Below are 16,501 nucleotides of genomic sequence, written 5' to 3'. Positions count from 1 at the left end.
ACATGAAAACCCTTCGCCTGTCAGCGACGGGCGAAGGGCCATCGCGGCCCCGAAGGCAGCTAATTCTGGAAGATCGCCGGGGTTCCGAACTTGACCATCTGCGCCAGACGCGCCGCGTCCCAATTGGTCAGCCTAACGCAGCCGTGGCTCTCGGCGCGCCCGATCGTATGCGGCTCGCTCGTCCCGTGAATGCCATAATGCGGCTTGTTGAGGTCGAGCCACACGACGCCGACCGGGCTGTTCGGCCCGGGTTGCAGCAACACCGCATCCTTGCTGTCGCTGACGTCCCAGAACAGTTTCGGATTATAATGAAAGTCGGGATTGCGGCTCACGCCCTGAATCTTCCAGTTGCCGATAGGCAACGGGTCGCGGCTGCTGCCCATCGTCGCCGGGAATTGGGCGACCAGCTTGTCCCCCTCGTCATAAACTTTCAGCACACCCTCTGATTTGTCGACCACCAGCTTTGCGGCTGCGACCTGTGTCGGCGCGACGCCCAGGCGTTCGAGCGTGCCGTTCCAGCCGCGCGCGTCCTCGCCCAATGTCGCGCGGTCGATATCGGGGATATTGGGGACGCGGAACGGGTGCCCGGCGCCGACCAGCGTCGAGGGGCTGTTCAGCGCGACCAGCGTCTCGGGCGTGGTGTGAAAGCGTTCGGCGAGCGCTTCGGTCAGATTGCGATAGCCCAGCGCGGGCAATTTGGCCTGGTCGGCCGCGTCTTTCGGAAACGCCGGAACGAACGGCCCCGCAGCAAAGCCGGCGGGAATGATCACCAGCCGGGTCGCGGGAACCTGCTGCCATTGCTGCAGCGCCCGCAGCGTCGCCGCGTCGAGCTTGCCGCTTTCCTCCAGATCGCGCGCTTCCTGGAAACCACGGAGCGCCGCGCTATAGGACTGCCCTTCCTTTCCATCGATCACCCCGGGGGAAAAGCCCAGATGATCTAGCAGGACTTGCGCGCGCAGCGCGGGCGGTTCGTTGAACGAAACCGCGGCGGGAGGGGCATCCTTGAAATCCAGCGAAGCCGGATCGGCCGCGGCCGTCGATGATGTCGGTTTTTTGGCGCTATCGTCCGGGGCGGCGTTGCAACCGGCGATCAGGAGGAGGCACGGCAAAAACGGGGAAAGTTTCAAGCGCTGGTCCTTTTGGCTAGGAGCAGGATCAACGATCCTCCCCCCGAAAGGATGCGCGCGCAGCGGGCGGGCGGCCGCGGATGAGGCAGTTGGACGTGCTTACCGCGCGGCGCCACGCGGGCCGATCGGATGGTCGGGATCCGGCACGGCCGCCGACGCCGTGCTCGATGCAAGGATGCGAACGCGCAGCACATCCCAATCCTGAAAGCGCCAGAAGCTCGAGCTGTCACGGCTGATGATCCGCGGGTGTTCGGCGGCCGGCGCGATCGCGCGGTCGATGGGTTCGATCTCGGACAGCGTCTCGCAGTCGAAAAAGACGCGCACGACGACATCTTCGTCCGCATCGCCGCCGCTTCCGACGACAACCCCGAGTTCACCGGTCGACAGCCGGACCAATGTCCCAACCGGAAATATGCCCAAGCTGTCGGCGAAGCGGTCGAGCAGCACGGGATCGAAATGCCCCGCCCATTTCTGCATCCTGGTCAGCGCCTCGCACGGCGTCCATGCGTCCTTGTACGGGCGGTTCGACGTCACCGCGTCATAGACATCGCAAATCGCCCCCATGCGCGCAGCGAGCGACAACTCATCGCCCTTCAGCCCGCCCGGATAACCCGTCCCGTCGATCTTTTCATGGTGTCGCAGGCAGAGTTCGAGCGCCAGGTCGGGGGCGCCAGGCGAGCTTGCGAGCAGGCGATGACCGGCGACCGGATGGCTCCGCACCGACCGCATTTCGATTTCCGACAGTGCGCCGGGCTTGTTCAGTATCGCGTCGGACACCGCGACCTTGCCAACGTCATGCAGTAATCCCGCGACACCCAGATCCTCGACCTCCTGCGGTTCGAGCCCCATGTGGCGGGCGAAGTTGATCATCAGCGCGCAGACCGCGACCGAATGAAGATAGGTATATTCGTCCTTCTCCTTCAGCCGCACGAGGTTGATCAGCGCCTTGGAATCGCGTTCGATCGAGGCGCCGATCGCGCTGGCGAGCTTGACCATCCGGCGAACCTCGACCGCCCGGCCCAGCCGCGCAGCGTCGAACATGTCCGCGACCGCGTCGCGCGTCCGCTCGATCGCCCGCTTGGCGCGGCGGCACTCGCCCGCATAGCCGCGGCGGCGGCGGGGCGTGTCGCGCGCTGGCGACGGCGGCGGCGCAAAAGTGGCGGCTGGCCGGAGCGAAATGGCCTCGTCGCCCGATCGTTCGGATGCCGATGGACGCTTGCCCTGCGGCTTTTCTACGGCTTCGGTCTCTTGCAGATCTTCGGGCGCGCCAAGGCCGCGCCCCTCGTCGATGACGATGCCATCGATGCCTGAATGGCGGATTCGCTGCAGCTGGTCTTGGGTCTCGACCTGAAAATAGCGGCGCCAGAACGGGTGATCGAACCACGACCCTTCAAAGGCATGGATGAACATGCCGATCTCGACGTCTTCTGGTCTTATTCGAACAAGCATTTTTTGGTCCCGTCGCGGCCGATCGCCGCGCCACGTTCCCAATACGGCACGGCGCGTGTCAATTTAAGCCGCGCATCGGCGATTTGCGGTCAATCGCCCGCGAAATCGAACGCGCTTACCCCGCGTTCGCCTTCGCGAAAGCGCAAGGGGCGACCGAGCGGCGGCATCGACCGCTGGACGCAGCCGGTGCGCGTGCAGCGGCGGCAGCCGAGCCCGATCGGCGTCGCTCGCTCACGCATCAAGTCGATCCCGCGCGCCGCGATCAGCGGTGCCGCGACCTTGGCATCGACCCCGACGCAGACGGCGAAACGCGCCGGCGTGCCGCTTCCGGTCGCGCCGGGCGCGGCGACCGAACGCGATTGGGTGAACCAGCGCGAGCCGTCTTCGAGTTCGACCAGATCGGCAACCACCTCGCCCGGCCGCGCGAAGGCTTCGTGTATGCCCCACAAGGGGCAGCGCGCGTCGCCGTCGACCAGCGGTGATTGACTCGCCCCGGCATAGCGCTTGCTCCCCTGCCCCGCGCGGTCGATGCGCAGCATGAAGAAGGGCAGCCCGCGCGCACCGACGCGCTGGAGCGTCGTCAGCCGGTGCGCGACCTGCTCATAGCCCGCACCAAAGCGCCGCTGGAGCAGCAACAGATCATAGCCCGTCGCGTCGCACGCGCGCAGGAAACGGCTGTAGGGCATCATCAGCGCCGCGGCGAAATAGTGGATCAGGTGACGTTCGAACAGTCGCGCCGCCGCACTCTCGGCAAACTCCGCGCCCGCGACGAGCGCATCGATCTCGGCCTTCGCCTCGATCTGCGCCAGCGTCGCTGCCGCCTGGAAGGTGCGCGACGCGGGGCGCAGCAGCTCGTTCAGCATCAATTGCCGCGCGTGCCAGTCGAGCCAGCGCAGCCGGTCGGGCATCACGTCGCTCGGCAAGATGCGAATACCTAGCTGGTGCCGCGTGCGCAAACGCTCGGAAATCGTCCCGTACAGATCGCCGCCCGCGAGCCGCAACTCGTCGGCCAGTTCCTCGGCGCGCGCGTCGAGATCGGGGAAATGGTTGCGCCATTTCTCGATCGCGCGGCGCACCGCGGCGACTTCGGGTGCCTCTTCCTGTGCTTCTCCGCGCGCTTCGGGTGCCGCATCGAACAATCGCGCAAAGGCAGCTGCGGTGGCGGGCGCGGTCTGAAGCCACTCCTCGACCTCATGCGTCCCAATCCCGAGATCGGCGAAGCGCGGGTCGGCGAGCCGCCGCCGCAGGCCCGCCAGTCCGCCCGGCAAATCCTCCGCGCCGAGCTTCGCGGCGTCGAAACCGAAGCGTTCGGCGAGCTTGACGATGACCGTGGCGCTCAGCGGGCGCTGGCCATGCTCTATCAGGTTGAGGTAGCTTGGCGAAATATCGAGCGCCTCCGCCATCGCCGCCTGCGTCATCGCCGCCTCGCGCCGCACCTTGCGCACCGCCGGTCCCGCAAACACCCGCCGCTCTGCCATCGCCTGTAACTTTCTTTACTAATTTACATGCTAATTTACACCTATCAGCCATATTTCACAAATATTATTGACAAAGCTTTTCACTTTCGGCGGCAGTTTCGCCACCTTCCACCCATCACCTCCACACAAGGATAAGACGATGGGTTATCAGGAAGACATGGCGCAGGCAGGCCGCCTCATCCGCGACTACGACGGCACGTGGGACGGCATCAGCGGCGAAAGCATCGCCCGCATGCGCGCCCAGAACAAGTTCAAGACCGGCCTCGACGTCGCCCGCTATACCGCGCGCATCATGCGCGCCGACATGGCCGCCTATGACGCCGATCCTGCGAACTACACCCAGTCCTTGGGCTGCTGGCACGGGTTCATCGCGCAGCAGAAGATGATCTCGATCAAGAAGCATTTCGGCACCGTCAAGGGCCGCTACATCTATCTCTCGGGCTGGATGATCGCGGCGCTGCGCAGCGAATTCGGTCCGCTGCCCGACCAGTCGATGCACGAAAAGACCAGCGTCCCGGCGCTGATCGAGGAAATCTACACCTTCCTCCGCCAGGCCGACGCCCGTGAACTCGGCGGCCTGTTCCGCGAACTCGACGCTGCACGCGCCGAGGGCGACGAATTGAAGGCCAAGCAGGTCCAGGCGGCGATCGACAACCATGAAACGCACGTCGTGCCGATCATCGCCGACATCGACGCGGGCTTCGGCAACGCCGAGGCGACGTACTTGCTCGCCAAGAAGATGATCGAAGCCGGCGCCTGCGCGCTCCAGATCGAAAATCAGGTCTCGGACGAAAAGCAGTGCGGCCACCAGGACGGCAAGGTCACCGTGCCGCACGAGGATTTTATCGCGAAGATCCGCGCCTGCCGTTACGCTTTCATGGAACTCGGTGTCGAGGATGGTATCATCGTCACGCGCACCGACAGCCTCGGCGCGGGCCTCACCAAGCAGATCGCCTTCACGAAGGAACCCGGCGACCTCGGCGATCAGTATAACAGCTTCCTCGATTGCGAAGAGGTCGAAGGCGCGGGCAACCCCGGCGACGTCCTGATCAACCGCGACGGCAAGCTGGTGCGCCCGAAGCGCCTGCCCTCGAATCTCTATCAGTTCCGCTCGGGAACCGGCGAGGACCGCTGCGTGATGGATTGCATCGCGAGCCTGCAGAACGGCGCCGACCTGCTGTGGATCGAAACCGAAAAGCCGCACATCGAACAGATCGCCGGCATGGTCGACCGCATCCGCGAAGTCGTCCCCAACGCGAAGCTTGCGTACAATAATTCGCCGAGCTTCAACTGGACGCTGAACTTCCGCCAGCAGGTGTTCGACGCGTGGGAAAAGGACGGCAAGGACGTCAGCGCCTATGACCGCGCCAAGCTGATGAGCGTCGATTATGACGGCACCCCGCTCGGCGACGAAGCCGACAACCGCATCCGCACCTTCCAGCGCGATTCGGCGAAGCGGGCGGGCATCTTCCACCACCTGATCACGCTGCCGACCTATCACACCGCGGCGCTGTCGACCGACAATCTCGCCAAGGAATATTTCGGCGAGGAAGCGATGCTGGGTTACGTCAAGGGCGTCCAGCGCGCCGAGATCCGCCAGGGCATCGCCTGCGTGAAGCATCAGAATATGAGCGGAAGCGACATCGGCGACGACCACAAGGAATATTTCGCCGGCGAAGCGGCCCTCAAAGCCGCGGGCAAGGACAACACGATGAACCAGTTCGCCGCGTAAACGAGTTAGACGCGGGGGCCCGTTGCAACCCCCGCGTCGCCCATCTTGGCGCGGGGCCAGCGACCCGCCCCGCGCCTACCGAGCTTTCCTGGGGAGGAAAGCCTGTCCGTCGGAAGCCCTTGCGCTTCCGGCGGACATTTTTATTGCGGCAGCGCCGCTTCTTCCTCGCGCGTTTTGACCAGCGACCAGATTATGCCGCCCGCGATCAATGCGACGGTCACGCCCAGGCTGATCAGCGGCGGGAACTTCGCGCCGTCCAGCACGAAATCGGCGACGAAGATCTTCGATCCGATGAAGATGAGCACCAGTGCCAGCGCATATTTGAGGTAATGGAAACGGTGCACCATCGCCGACAGCGCGAAATAGAGCGCGCGCAGGCCCAGAATCGCCATGATGTTCGATGTGTAGACGATGAAGGTGTCGGTGGTGATCGCGAAGATCGCCGGCACGCTGTCGACCGCGAACACGAGGTCGGCGAGGTTGATCACCACGAGCGCGAGGAAGAGCGGCGTCGCGGCGAGCACGATCTTGCCGGTCTTCGTATCGGGAACGCGCACGAAGAATTTCTCGCCGTGCAGTTCGTCGGTGATCGGCATCCGGCGCGACAGCCATTTGACGACCGGATTGCCCTTCACATCCATCGGCTTTTCGCTCGCGAACAGCATCTTCACGCCCGTGAACACCAGGAACGCGGCGAAGATATAGAGCAGCCAGCCATATTCGGTGACCAGCGCCGCGCCGCCCGCGATCATGATGCCGCGCAGCACGATCACCGCGACGATGCCCCAAAGGAGCGCGCGATACTGGTAGCGCGGCGGGATCGCGAAGGTCGTGAAGATCAGCGAGATGACGAAGATATTGTCGATCGACAACGCCTTCTCGATGAAGAAGCCGGTGTAATATTGCAGGCCGGCCTCGCCGCCCTTCGCGGCCCACACCCACGCGCCGAACGCGGTCGCGATGCCAATGTAGAGCGCCGAGAGCTTCAGGCTCTCACCAATCCCCATCTCCTTGTTTTCCTTGTTGAGGATGCCAAGGTCGAAGGCGGTGAGCGCGATGACGAGCGCGATGAAGGACAGCCAGAACCAGGCCGGAGTGCCCAGCCAGTCGGCAAACAGAAATTCCATGGTATTTTCCCTGGATATGCCGAGCGCGCCGCCTTTCGGCAGCGTGCTCGATCGTCAATTATGGTGGGTTAGTGGGCGAACGCCGGGCGTAGCGCCGGATGCTGCGTCAAAGCTGCAAGCCGCTTCTTTACCGCGAGCTTGAGCGTTTTCAGGCGCAGCAGGCGGAACGGATCGGCGCCGCGCCGGCGCACCTCGCGGCGTTCGGCATCGTCGAGCTGGCGATGCAGCACGGTCAGGCGATAAAGATTGGGATTCAAAGTCATACAGGGCCTCCTGATTGAGAAATCAAGCAGGTGACGCCGATGCCGGGACCCCGGAAACAGGGGGGAGATAGGGCCAAAGCATCGGAGTCACCCGATGCGGTCCGACATCACGTGGCGGGAAATATCCCGCCGACGCCAGAGGGGCCCGGCCCGCATTTCCTTCATTTAGGGTGCCGCTACGCCGCTTGCAAGTCCCCTCGCCGCCCGCCACGCTGCTAGCAACGCAGGAGGAGGGTTCGAATGAGCGTGCTTGTCGATAAGGATGGCCCCGTCACGATCGTCACCATCGACCGTCCCGCGCGCCGCAACGCGGTCGATCCCGATACGGCGATTGCCCTGCGCAATGCCTTTTCGGCCTTCGCCGCCGACAATGACGCGCGGGTTGCGATCCTCACGGGCAGCGAGGGGCATTTCTGCGCGGGCTTCGACCTCAATGCGGTCGGGACGTCGCGCTACGACCCCGACGGCCCCGGCCCGATGGGGCCGACACGCATGCTGCTCGAAAAGCCGGTGATCGCCGCGGTCGAAGGCCACGCCGTCGCCGGCGGGCTGGAACTCGCGCTCTGGTGCGACCTGCGCGTCGCCGCCGCCAGCGCGATATTCGGCGTCTATTGCCGCCGCTGGGGCGTGCCACTGATCGACGGCGGCACCGTTCGCCTGCCACGCATCGTCGGCCAGGGGCGCGCGCTCGACATGATCCTGACCGGGCGCCCTGTCGCCGCCGCCGAAGCGCAGCGCATCGGCCTTGCCGATCGCGTAGTTGCCGATGGCGAGGCTCTCGTTACCGCGATCGAACTTGCGAAACAGATCGCCGCCTTCCCGCAGATCTGCATGAACAGCGACCGGATGAGTGCGTATCACCAATGGGATTTCGACATCGAAGGCGCGCTTGCGCACGAAGCGCACGCCGGGGTTGCTCCGCTCCGCGAAGGTGCTGCGGCGGGCGCGACACGCTTTACCGAAGGCGCCGGTCGCGGCGGCAGCTTCACCACCTTCAAGGAATGATGATGGTCGCAGCGGTTCGTTCCAACGTCGCGAAAAAGACAAGGCGGCCCCCGGCGGCAAGTCCAGGGGCCGAAGGTTGGGAGGGGCGTTGCTGGTGCGCGTACGGCGCCGGGGTCTCGTGGCCACCACAGGCATGACCCGGGCAAACCTGACCTCGGACGGTTTCACTTGCTAGCGCCGCGGGGCGCCGGCGGTGGAAGCCAAGCCGCGATCAATCAATGCGGTTGAAAAGCGTCGTTTCCAATTTTTGCCGGTTGTCGCTGGACCAAACAATCGTTTCGGTCATGGATTTCAGATCCTTGGCAACGGTATAGACGCGCGTCGATACCCGCGTGCCGGCCTTTCCCAGTGTCATCACCAATGTGTCCGGCGCCGGCTGACGCAGGGCAACGCTGTCGATGAAATCCATATTGCCGGTGATCGGTACGGGAACGCCGTCAAGAGCGGCGGTCGATTCTGAATGCCGGCTGGAGCCGTCCGGCGCGACGACTTCCACACGCGTCGTCCATTTGCCGTCGTGCGATGGTTGGAACGTCATCGTGACCCGTTGCGGGCGTTCCTTTTCCGGCATCTGCGATGCGTCCAGCGACCAGCTTCCGACCAGCGGCAGCTGCTTGGGTGCGGCGCTGTAAACGGCGTCCGGTGTCCCGGCCTGATCGGCCGAGGGGGCGGCTGCGACCATTAATCCAACGGCAGCCATGGGTATTGCAATGAGCATGACGATCATTCCTTTCGAACCGCGAACCCCGACGGTTGCGGCGTGCCCCAAATCCTCCACGGCGGAGCGCTGTCTCGAAAGATCGATATTTTCGTCACAAGTTTTTTGGAGGTCCAGAAGGCGCGCCAATTCGCGGCTGCTGCCGACCCCCGTCTTACGGCGGGCAGAGCGCAAACGCTCGTTAATCGACGTTTCCGAACGGCCCAGACGCGCTGCGATGGTCTTTACCGTATGTCCGGCGACCAACAGGCGCAGAATTTCCATTTCCCGGTCAGTGAGGCATGCGGACAAGCCGGGAGCAGGTTCATTGAACGACATGTCCTTTGCTCACCACAGCCTCGCGAGCAGGTCCATCCCAATTTATTTGGAGAACGGCGGCGCGGCCAAGTGGATGCGGGGTTGGTGCCTCCCGCCGGGTTCCGCGCCTCCTACTTCTTCGCCATCAGCTTCATCGTCATCGCGGTCAGCGCCTCGGTCGCGGTCGAGATGACCGCGGGGGCGTCGGGCGCCCAGAACGGCGAGTGCAGGCTGGGCAAGGTCCGCCCTTCCTTCTTCGCCGCGTCATATTCGGCCTGCGGCACCCCGCCGACCCAGACGATCAGGCTCTTGATGCTCTTGTCCTCGCGCCAGAAGCGGCTGAAATCCTCGCCGCCCATCACCGGCGGCATCTGCACGACACGATCGCTTCCGAAGCTGGTCTTCAGATACGCCGCCATCTCCTCGGTGAATTCGGGGGTGTTATAGGTCGAGGGCGTATATTCATTCTTGTCGACGCTCACGACCGGCATCTTGTCGTCGGGCATGCCTGCGGCGATCGCTTCGCCCTTCGCGATGCGCGCGATGCCGTCGAGCAGGTGATCGCGCACTTCGTCGCTATAGCTGCGAACGGTAAGCTGCAGCTTCGCCTCGTCCGAAATGATATTATGCTTCGCCCCGGCATGGAAACTGCCGACGGTCACCACCGCGCTGTCGAGCGGGCTGATCTCGCGCGAGACCAGCGTCTGCAAAGCGCCGACGATACGGCTCGCGAGCACGATCGGATCCTTGGTCGTCTGCGGATAGGCGCCGTGACCGCCAACGCCCTTCACCGTGATGTCGACACTGTCGACATTGGCGAGCGCATAGCCCGGCGTATAACCGATCTTGCCCGCCGGAAACTGCGCCGCGTCGTGAAACGCCAGTGCATATTGCGGCTTGGGAAAGCGCGTGTAGAGCCCGTCGGCGAGCATCATCCGCGCGCCCGCGCCGCGTTCCTCGGCGGGCTGGCCGATCATCACCAGCGTGCCCGACCATTTCGCCTTGTTCGCCGCCATCAGCCGCGCGACGCCGACCCACGCGGTCATATGCGTATCGTGGCCGCACGCGTGCATCACGCCGGTTTCGACGCCTTCCTTCGTGGTCACGCGTATCTTCGACGCGCCGGGCAGCCCCGTCTGTTCGGTGACCGGCAGGCCGTCCATGTCGGCGCGCACCAGCACGACCGGCCCCGGGCCATTTTCCATCACCGCGACGATGCCGGTGCCGCCGACCTTTTCGGTGACCTTGAAGCCCAGCTTGCGTGCCTCGGCGGCGAGAATGCCCGCCGAGCGGACTTCCATGAAGCTGAGTTCGGGGTTGGCGTGCAAATCCTTGTAGATCGCCATCAACGACGGCATTTGCTTTTCGACCTCGCCGCCGAGCGTCTGCGCCGTCGCGGGCGCAGCCAAAGCCAGCGCCGCGGCGCTCATCCACAAAATTCGCATGCTAATTCCCTTGTTGTTCTTATCAGCCCGCCGGGACCAGTTCGATCACGTCGAGCAAGGATTCATAGGCCGGTGCGGGCAGCACGAGCCGCCAGCGATTGTCGCCGATCCGCTCGATCAGTCCCGCCATGTCGCGCATCCGGTCGCTGCCGTAATTGACCGCCATCTTCTCGTCGCCGAGTTCGAGCGTGCCGAGAAAAATCTGGCGCTTCAGATTGTCGGGAAAGATCAGGCCGACGGGCCGCTGCGACCCCGAAATCTTGGTCAGGCTCGACAATCCTTGTTCGGGCGCGACGCGGCACCGGAACCAGCCATAGCCGATATAGGCGAGATCGCGGCGCCCCTGCGCCCCGACCTTGACCGTCCGGCACCGGTAATCGCCCGCGGGCAGATGCGGGTTGGGCAAGGCCGCCATCGGTTGCAGCAGAACGCCTTCGCGGTCGATGTCGGCGCCAAAGCCTTTCGCGCGGGCGTCGGCCAGTGCCGCCTGCCAGCTGCTGTACCAGCCGCGAATGCGTTCCTTGTCCTGGGTTGTCGCGGTGCCGCGCCACGTGCCCGTCTCCGCCGGAGCATCGGCGGCGGACGGCGGCACTGGCGGCACCGTTCGACAGGCGCTGACAGTCAAGCCCATCATCAGGGCTAAAATCAAATTGGTACGACCCCTCATTCTCCGTCACTCCCCGGTCCGGTTGCGTTAACCTTAGGAGGGCGAAGGAAATAGCTCAAGGGTGCAGCCGATCAGGCCGCCGTCCAGCCGCCATCGACGCTGAGGTTCGCGCCGGTGATGTTGGCCGCCTCGTCGCGGGTCAGGAAGGATGCGATCGCCGCGACCTGCTCGACGGTGACGAACTGCTTGGTCGGCTGGCCCGCCAGCAGCACGTCGTTGATCACCTGTTCGCGCGTCATGCCGCGCGCCTTCATCGTGTCGGGAATCTGGTTTTCGACGAGCGGAGTCCAGACATAGCCGGGGCTGATGCAATTTACGGTGATGCCCGCGTCGGCGACTTCGAGCGCGACCGTCTTGGTGAGGCCCGCAAGCCCGTGCTTGGCCGTGACATAGGCCGATTTGAATGGCGAGGCGACGAGCGAGTGCGCCGATGCCGTGGCGATGATGCGTCCCCATTTTTTCTTGCGCATGCCGGGTACGGCGTGGCGGATCGTGTGGAAGGCCGCGGTCAGATTGAGCGCGATGATCATGTCCCATTTCTCGACCGGAAAATCCTCGACCGGCGCGACGAACTGCATGCCGGCATTGTTGACGAGAATATCGACGCCGCCGAAATCCTTTTCGGCACGCTGGAACATCGCCTCGATCTGCTCGGGCTTCGTCAGGTCGGCACCGTCATAGGCGGCCTTCCCGCCGCTGATCGCTTCCAGCCCTTTGCGTTCGGTTTCGACCGCGTCGGCATCGCCAAAGCCGTTGATGATGATGTTCGCGCCTTCGGCTGCGAATGCCTTCGCAATCCCGAGTCCGATCCCGGACGTCGATCCGGTGACGAGGGCGGTCTTTCCTGTGAGGCGCATAAGATAGTCCTTTCGGTGGAGAGAGTAAGGGCCCGAACCCTAAGAAACGTCGGGCTCGGCCTTTGGTCGCAATGCGTTCGATTGCACCGCGAAACTGTCCGACCGCCCTTCGGCGATGCTGTCGGCGAGCAGATGGCCGTCCTTCATCGCGGCCTCGACGGCATCGCGGCCGAGCGCCCAATTGACCTCCATCGTCGAGCGCGAAAATTCAAAGTCGCGCGCGCCGGTCTGCCATGACGGCGGTTCGTGGATCAGCTGGACGACGTTGAGCGCCTTGCAGTCGACCATCTTGCGGACCGCCTTGACCTCCGACAGGTCGGCGAACTCGGGCGGCAGTTTCTGCAGCATCCGATCGATCAGCCGGTGTTCCTTGCGCCGACGGACAAGCCCGTCCGAAATGCGGCGCGTGCGGCTGGAAAAGCGGATGTCCTTTTCGCGCGACCAGGCTTCCTCCATGTCGTGCGGGCGATCGCCGCGCGCGGGGAACAGGTCGACCTGGAACACCAGCATGTCCTCGTTCGCCGCCTCGACGACATGTTCGAGCGGCGTGTTCGACACGAGTCCGCCGTCCCAATACCATGTTCCGTCGATCTCGACCGGCGGCAGGCCGGGCGGCAGCGCGCCCGAGGCGAGGATATGCCGCGCATCGAGCGTTTCGACTTTCGTATCGAAATAGCGGAAATTGCCCGTCTCGACCGCAACCGCGCCGACCGAGAGCCGGACCTTACCATTGTTCACCCGGTCCCAGTCGACCAGCCGGTCGAGCGTGGCGACCAGCGGGGCGGTATCGTAGAAACTGACAGCTTCGGGCGTCTGCCGCGCGGCAAAGGCGGGCGGCGGGAAGCGCGGAGTAAAGAAGCCGGGGCCGCCGACCGCCGCCGCCGGCCCCGCCGCCGCCATATGCGTCCACTCGCGCGCCCAGTCGTTGTCGACCGTCGGTAGCGAGGGCAGCGCCGACGACACGCCTTCCCAGAATTCGCGCATCTTGCCGACGGCCTGATCGCGTTCGTTTCCGGCGATGATCGCGGCATTGACCGCACCGATCGAAATCCCCGCCACCCAGTCGAGTTCGATGCCAAGTTCGATCAGCGCCTCATACACCCCCGCCTGAAACGCGCCGAGCGCACCGCCGCCCTGCAGAACGAGCACGACGAGGTCGGGAAGCGGAAGCGCGGCGCAGGCGGCACGGCGTGGCATGGACTCGGGGATCCTTGTTTGGCGGGCGCGAGATTTGTGCACCGCAACACAGCCTATTGCAATGGCTCGATTATATGCGAAGCCCCTTCCAATTGCCCGACGCTGCTGTAACACTTGCGCCGAGACGACCATTTACCGGTGGAGAAGCCCCATGCGCCTCGACGACTATGATCCCGGCGACGACATTCGCGATCTTGGCCGAGGCAGCGGCGGCGGTTTCGGCGGGGGCGGAGGCGGCGGTCTCGGCGGGCTTCTCATCGGATTTCTTCCGATGCTGCTGGGGCGCAAGATGGGTTGCGGCACGATCCTGCTGATCGGTGCGGCCGCCTTTTTCCTGCTCGGCCCCGGCGCCAATATGCTCAGCGGCGGCGGCGGCACCGCCGATCCGGCCGTGGACAGCCGTGGCGGCGCCAATGTCGCCTGCGATACGCAAAGCGAACGCTTCGCCTGCAACGTGTTCGGGTCGACGCACACGGTGTGGGAGGGGCTGATCAGCGGCTATCGCAAACCGACGCTCAATTTCTTCACCGAATCCAATCGGTCGGGCTGCGGCGCCGCCCAATCGGCGATGGGACCCTTCTACTGCCCTGCCGATCAGGGCGTTTATCTCGACACCAGCTTCTTCCGCGAGCTCGAACAGAAGTTCGGTGCGGCGGGCGACGCGGCACAAGCCTATGTGATCGCGCACGAGGTCGGCCATCATATCCAGACGATCAGCGGCATTTCGGATCAGGTCCGCCGCGCGCAACAGCGCGCCTCGCAGGCCGAGGGCAATGCGCTGCAAGTCCGCATGGAGTTGCAGGCCGATTGCTACGCCGGCGTCTGGGCCGCCCGCGCGAAGACCAGCGCCGGCCAGCCGGTGATGGAGCCGGGCGATATGGAAGAGGCGATGCGCGCCGCCAACGCCATCGGCGACGACACGCTGATGCGCTCGGCGGGGCAGCGGCCGGTGCCCGAAAGCTTTACCCATGGCACCAGCGAGCAGCGCATGAGCTGGCTGCGCCGCGGGCTGCAATCGGGGGACCCGCGCCAGTGCGACGCGTTCGGCACGGCCGGCTGATCGCAGCGCTGGCGGCGGCGCTCGCCGCGGCGCCCGCTTCGGCCGAAACGCTTTATATCGAAACGGGGCGGCTGATCGACGGCGTCACGAACGAGGTCCGTACCCGCCAGTGCATCACCGTCGAGGCCGAGCGTATCAAGGCCGTCGCCGCGTGCGGAAAGGCGCCCGACGGCGCAAAGATCGTCGACTGGTCGGGCTTCACCGTCCTTCCCGGCCTGATCGACCTTCACACCCACCTCGCCGACCTCGGCCAGAGCGCCGACCTTGCCGCGCCGATGAAGGCGTCGCCCGCCGAAACCGCGCTCGTCGGCGCGCGCAATTCGCGCGTGACGCTCGAAGCGGGCTTCACCAGCGTGCGCGACGTCGGCACCTATCGCGGCCTGACCGACGTGACGCTGCGCAATGCGATCGAGCGCGGCGACGTGCCGCGACCGCGCATGTGGGTCGCGGGCGCCTATCTCACCATTCCGAAAGGCGGCGGCGAGCTGAACGGCGTGGTTCCGAACGAAGAGCTACCACCCGACATGCGCCTCGGCGTCGCGGCGACGCCCGAGGAAGCCGCGGCGAAGACGACGTACCTGCTCGATCATGGCGCCGACTTCATCAAGACCATCGCGACCGGCGCGGTGCTCGCGATCGGCACCGAACCGGGTGCGCCCGAACTGACGGTCGACCAGCTGCGCGCGATCGTGAAGGTCGCGCATGCCCGCGGCAAGAAGGTCACCGCGCACGCGCATGGTGCGATCGGCATCCAGAACGCGATCAACGCGGGGGTCGACAGTATCGAGCATGCGAGCCTCGCCGACGAGGCGACGCTGCGGCTTGCGAAAAAGCACGGCACCTGGCTCGCGATGGACATCTATAACGGCACTTACATCGACGAGGTCGGCACCAAGGAAGGCTGGCCGGAGGAATATCTGCGCAAGAACCGCGAAACGACCGATGCGCAGCGCACCGCCTTCCGCCGCGCGGTCGAGCTGGGCGTCAACATTGGCTACGCCACCGACGCCGGCGTCTATCCACACGGGCTCAACGCCCGGCAATTCGCGAACATGGTCAAATATGGAATGACGCCGATGCAGGCGATCCAGTCCGCCACAGGGCGCGCCGCAATCGAAATGGGGCGCGGCGACGTCGGCGCGATTTTGCCCGGCCGCTATGCCGATTTCGTCGCGGTGAAGGCCGATCCGCTCGCCGACATCACCGTGCTCGAAAAGATCGACCATGTGATGAAGGGCGGCGCGATCGTCCGTTAGGAACCGACCTTTTCGCGCTTCCTCTTTTTCGTTTTTTCCGCCGCAAGCTTGCTGCCCGCCAGGGCAAGCTGCGCCTTGGCGACGCGCTCCGCGGCATGCGCCTCGGCGCGCGTAAGCAGCAGCGCGAGATCCTCGCGGCTGATATCGAATGTCTCGCCCAGATCGGCAAGCGCCCCGTCGATGTCGTCCATCAACAGCCCGACCGGCTCTTGCGGAACCGCCTTCCCGTCGACGGGCCGTGCGCGGTGCGGATAGCTGTGCCCCGAAAAGCGGTGGAACAACATGCCGACACCCACGAGGATCAGCGAATTGATGAGCACGGGCACGAGGAAATCGGCGACATGCCCCGAAAAGCTCTGCCAGCCGAGCACCGCGCTGAGCGCGACCGCGCCGCCCGGAGGATGCAGGCAGCGCGCGAGCGACATCACCAATATGGCGGTCGAGACGGCCAGCGCGGCCGCGAAGGCGGGCTCGCCGATCGCCTGTGCCACGACCACGCCGAAAATGCCGGAAATGACGTTGCCGCCGACGATCGACCAGGGCTGCGCAAGCGGGCTCGCGGGCACCGCGAACAGCAGCACCGCCGACGCGCCGATCGGTGCGATGATCCACGGCATCGTGGCCGGGAACATCGCGGCGCAGATCAGGCCGGCGAGGCTGATGCCGACGAGCGCCCCCACGCTGGCAACCACCCGGTCGCGCAGGCTCGCGCCCGCCAGCAGCGGTATAAAAATCCGATTCGAATCCGGCTTCGCCACAGATATCTCCTTGCAGGCGGCCCGATGGCGCATCGGGCGCCGCGGCGCCAGAGAGGTTTGATTTA

Annotated in this window: 15 protein-coding genes; 4 read left to right on the top strand and 11 right to left on the bottom strand. The window is 65.0% G+C overall.

Features of this window, described 5'->3' with window-relative positions:
* Positions 1–59: 59 nt before the first annotated feature.
* The 3 genes from FG91_RS00695 to FG91_RS00685 form a co-directional block, all read right to left on the bottom strand.
* Complete coding sequence (locus FG91_RS00695) at positions 60–1,127, bottom strand: L,D-transpeptidase family protein (protein ID WP_052187177.1); 1,068 nt, start codon at positions 1,125–1,127, stop codon at positions 60–62.
* A gap of 99 nt (positions 1,128–1,226) precedes the next feature.
* On the bottom strand, positions 1,227–2,576 hold the full coding sequence (locus FG91_RS00690; RefSeq protein ID WP_081940344.1) for an HD-GYP domain-containing protein: 1,350 nt from the start codon (positions 2,574–2,576) through the stop codon (positions 1,227–1,229).
* Between the two features lie 89 nt (positions 2,577–2,665).
* Positions 2,666–4,054 (bottom strand): helix-turn-helix domain-containing protein, encoded by a 1,389-nt coding sequence (locus FG91_RS00685; protein WP_037510559.1) that lies wholly within the window; start codon positions 4,052–4,054, stop codon positions 2,666–2,668.
* Between the two features lie 139 nt (positions 4,055–4,193).
* Here FG91_RS00685 and FG91_RS00680 point away from each other — a divergent pair, with 139 nt between their 5' ends.
* Positions 4,194–5,786 (top strand): isocitrate lyase, encoded by a 1,593-nt coding sequence (locus FG91_RS00680; RefSeq protein WP_037510557.1) that lies wholly within the window; start codon positions 4,194–4,196, stop codon positions 5,784–5,786.
* A gap of 140 nt (positions 5,787–5,926) precedes the next feature.
* Here the strand turns inward: FG91_RS00680 and FG91_RS00675 are convergent, their stop codons facing one another.
* Positions 5,927–6,913: a TerC family protein gene (locus FG91_RS00675; RefSeq protein ID WP_037510554.1), complete on the bottom strand. Its 987-nt coding sequence runs from the start codon at positions 6,911–6,913 to the stop codon at positions 5,927–5,929.
* A 68-nt stretch (positions 6,914–6,981) separates the two neighbouring features.
* Positions 6,982–7,176: a hypothetical protein gene (locus FG91_RS00670; RefSeq protein WP_081940343.1), complete on the bottom strand. Its 195-nt coding sequence runs from the start codon at positions 7,174–7,176 to the stop codon at positions 6,982–6,984.
* Positions 7,177–7,416: 240 nt separating this feature from the next.
* Here FG91_RS00670 and FG91_RS00665 point away from each other — a divergent pair, with 240 nt between their 5' ends.
* Positions 7,417–8,181 (top strand): crotonase/enoyl-CoA hydratase family protein, encoded by a 765-nt coding sequence (locus FG91_RS00665; RefSeq protein WP_037510551.1) that lies wholly within the window; start codon positions 7,417–7,419, stop codon positions 8,179–8,181.
* A 211-nt stretch (positions 8,182–8,392) separates the two neighbouring features.
* On the opposite strand, the gene FG91_RS20780 is transcribed toward FG91_RS00665, so the two are convergent.
* The 5 genes from FG91_RS20780 to FG91_RS00640 form a co-directional block, all read right to left on the bottom strand.
* Positions 8,393–9,217 (bottom strand): helix-turn-helix domain-containing protein, encoded by an 825-nt coding sequence (locus tag FG91_RS20780; protein ID WP_235211893.1) that lies wholly within the window; start codon positions 9,215–9,217, stop codon positions 8,393–8,395.
* Positions 9,218–9,327: 110 nt separating this feature from the next.
* The gene (locus tag FG91_RS00655; protein ID WP_037510542.1) at positions 9,328–10,641 is read right to left on the bottom strand and encodes an amidohydrolase; all 1,314 of its coding nucleotides are present in this window, start codon (positions 10,639–10,641) and stop codon (positions 9,328–9,330) included.
* Between the two features lie 22 nt (positions 10,642–10,663).
* On the bottom strand, positions 10,664–11,275 hold the full coding sequence (locus tag FG91_RS00650) for a DUF4893 domain-containing protein (protein WP_235211892.1): 612 nt from the start codon (positions 11,273–11,275) through the stop codon (positions 10,664–10,666).
* Between the two features lie 104 nt (positions 11,276–11,379).
* A complete protein-coding gene (locus tag FG91_RS00645) occupies positions 11,380–12,165 on the bottom strand; it encodes a 3-hydroxybutyrate dehydrogenase (protein ID WP_037510538.1) in 786 nt (261 codons plus the stop codon).
* 39 nt (positions 12,166–12,204) lie between these two features.
* Positions 12,205–13,362, bottom strand: a complete 1,158-nt coding sequence (locus tag FG91_RS00640) for a patatin-like phospholipase family protein (protein ID WP_037510535.1) — start codon at positions 13,360–13,362, stop codon at positions 12,205–12,207.
* Positions 13,363–13,513: 151 nt separating this feature from the next.
* On the opposite strand from FG91_RS00640, the gene ypfJ reads away from it, so the two are divergent.
* Both ypfJ and FG91_RS00630 read left to right on the top strand, forming a co-directional pair.
* Positions 13,514–14,422: a KPN_02809 family neutral zinc metallopeptidase gene (gene ypfJ / locus FG91_RS00635; RefSeq protein WP_037510532.1), complete on the top strand. Its 909-nt coding sequence runs from the start codon at positions 13,514–13,516 to the stop codon at positions 14,420–14,422.
* Positions 14,395–15,678, top strand: coding sequence for a metal-dependent hydrolase family protein (locus FG91_RS00630; RefSeq protein WP_037510529.1), 1,284 nt, complete (start codon positions 14,395–14,397; stop codon positions 15,676–15,678). The genes ypfJ and FG91_RS00630 overlap by 28 nt, the downstream gene beginning before the upstream one ends.
* Here the strand turns inward: FG91_RS00630 and FG91_RS00625 are convergent.
* Positions 15,675–16,436 carry an HPP family protein gene (locus tag FG91_RS00625; RefSeq protein ID WP_037510525.1) on the bottom strand — a complete coding sequence of 254 codons (762 nt, stop codon included), beginning with the start codon at positions 16,434–16,436 and terminating at the stop codon, positions 15,675–15,677. The genes FG91_RS00630 and FG91_RS00625 overlap by 4 nt on opposite strands.
* Positions 16,437–16,501: the final 65 nt, after the last annotated feature.

Origin of the sequence: Sphingopyxis sp. LC81, assembly GCF_000756375.1 — a bacterium.
Classification (GTDB): Bacteria; Pseudomonadota; Alphaproteobacteria; order Sphingomonadales; family Sphingomonadaceae; genus Sphingopyxis.
The sequence above is the reverse complement of the archived record's forward strand: the minus strand, read 5'-3'. Positions and strand labels throughout refer to the sequence as shown.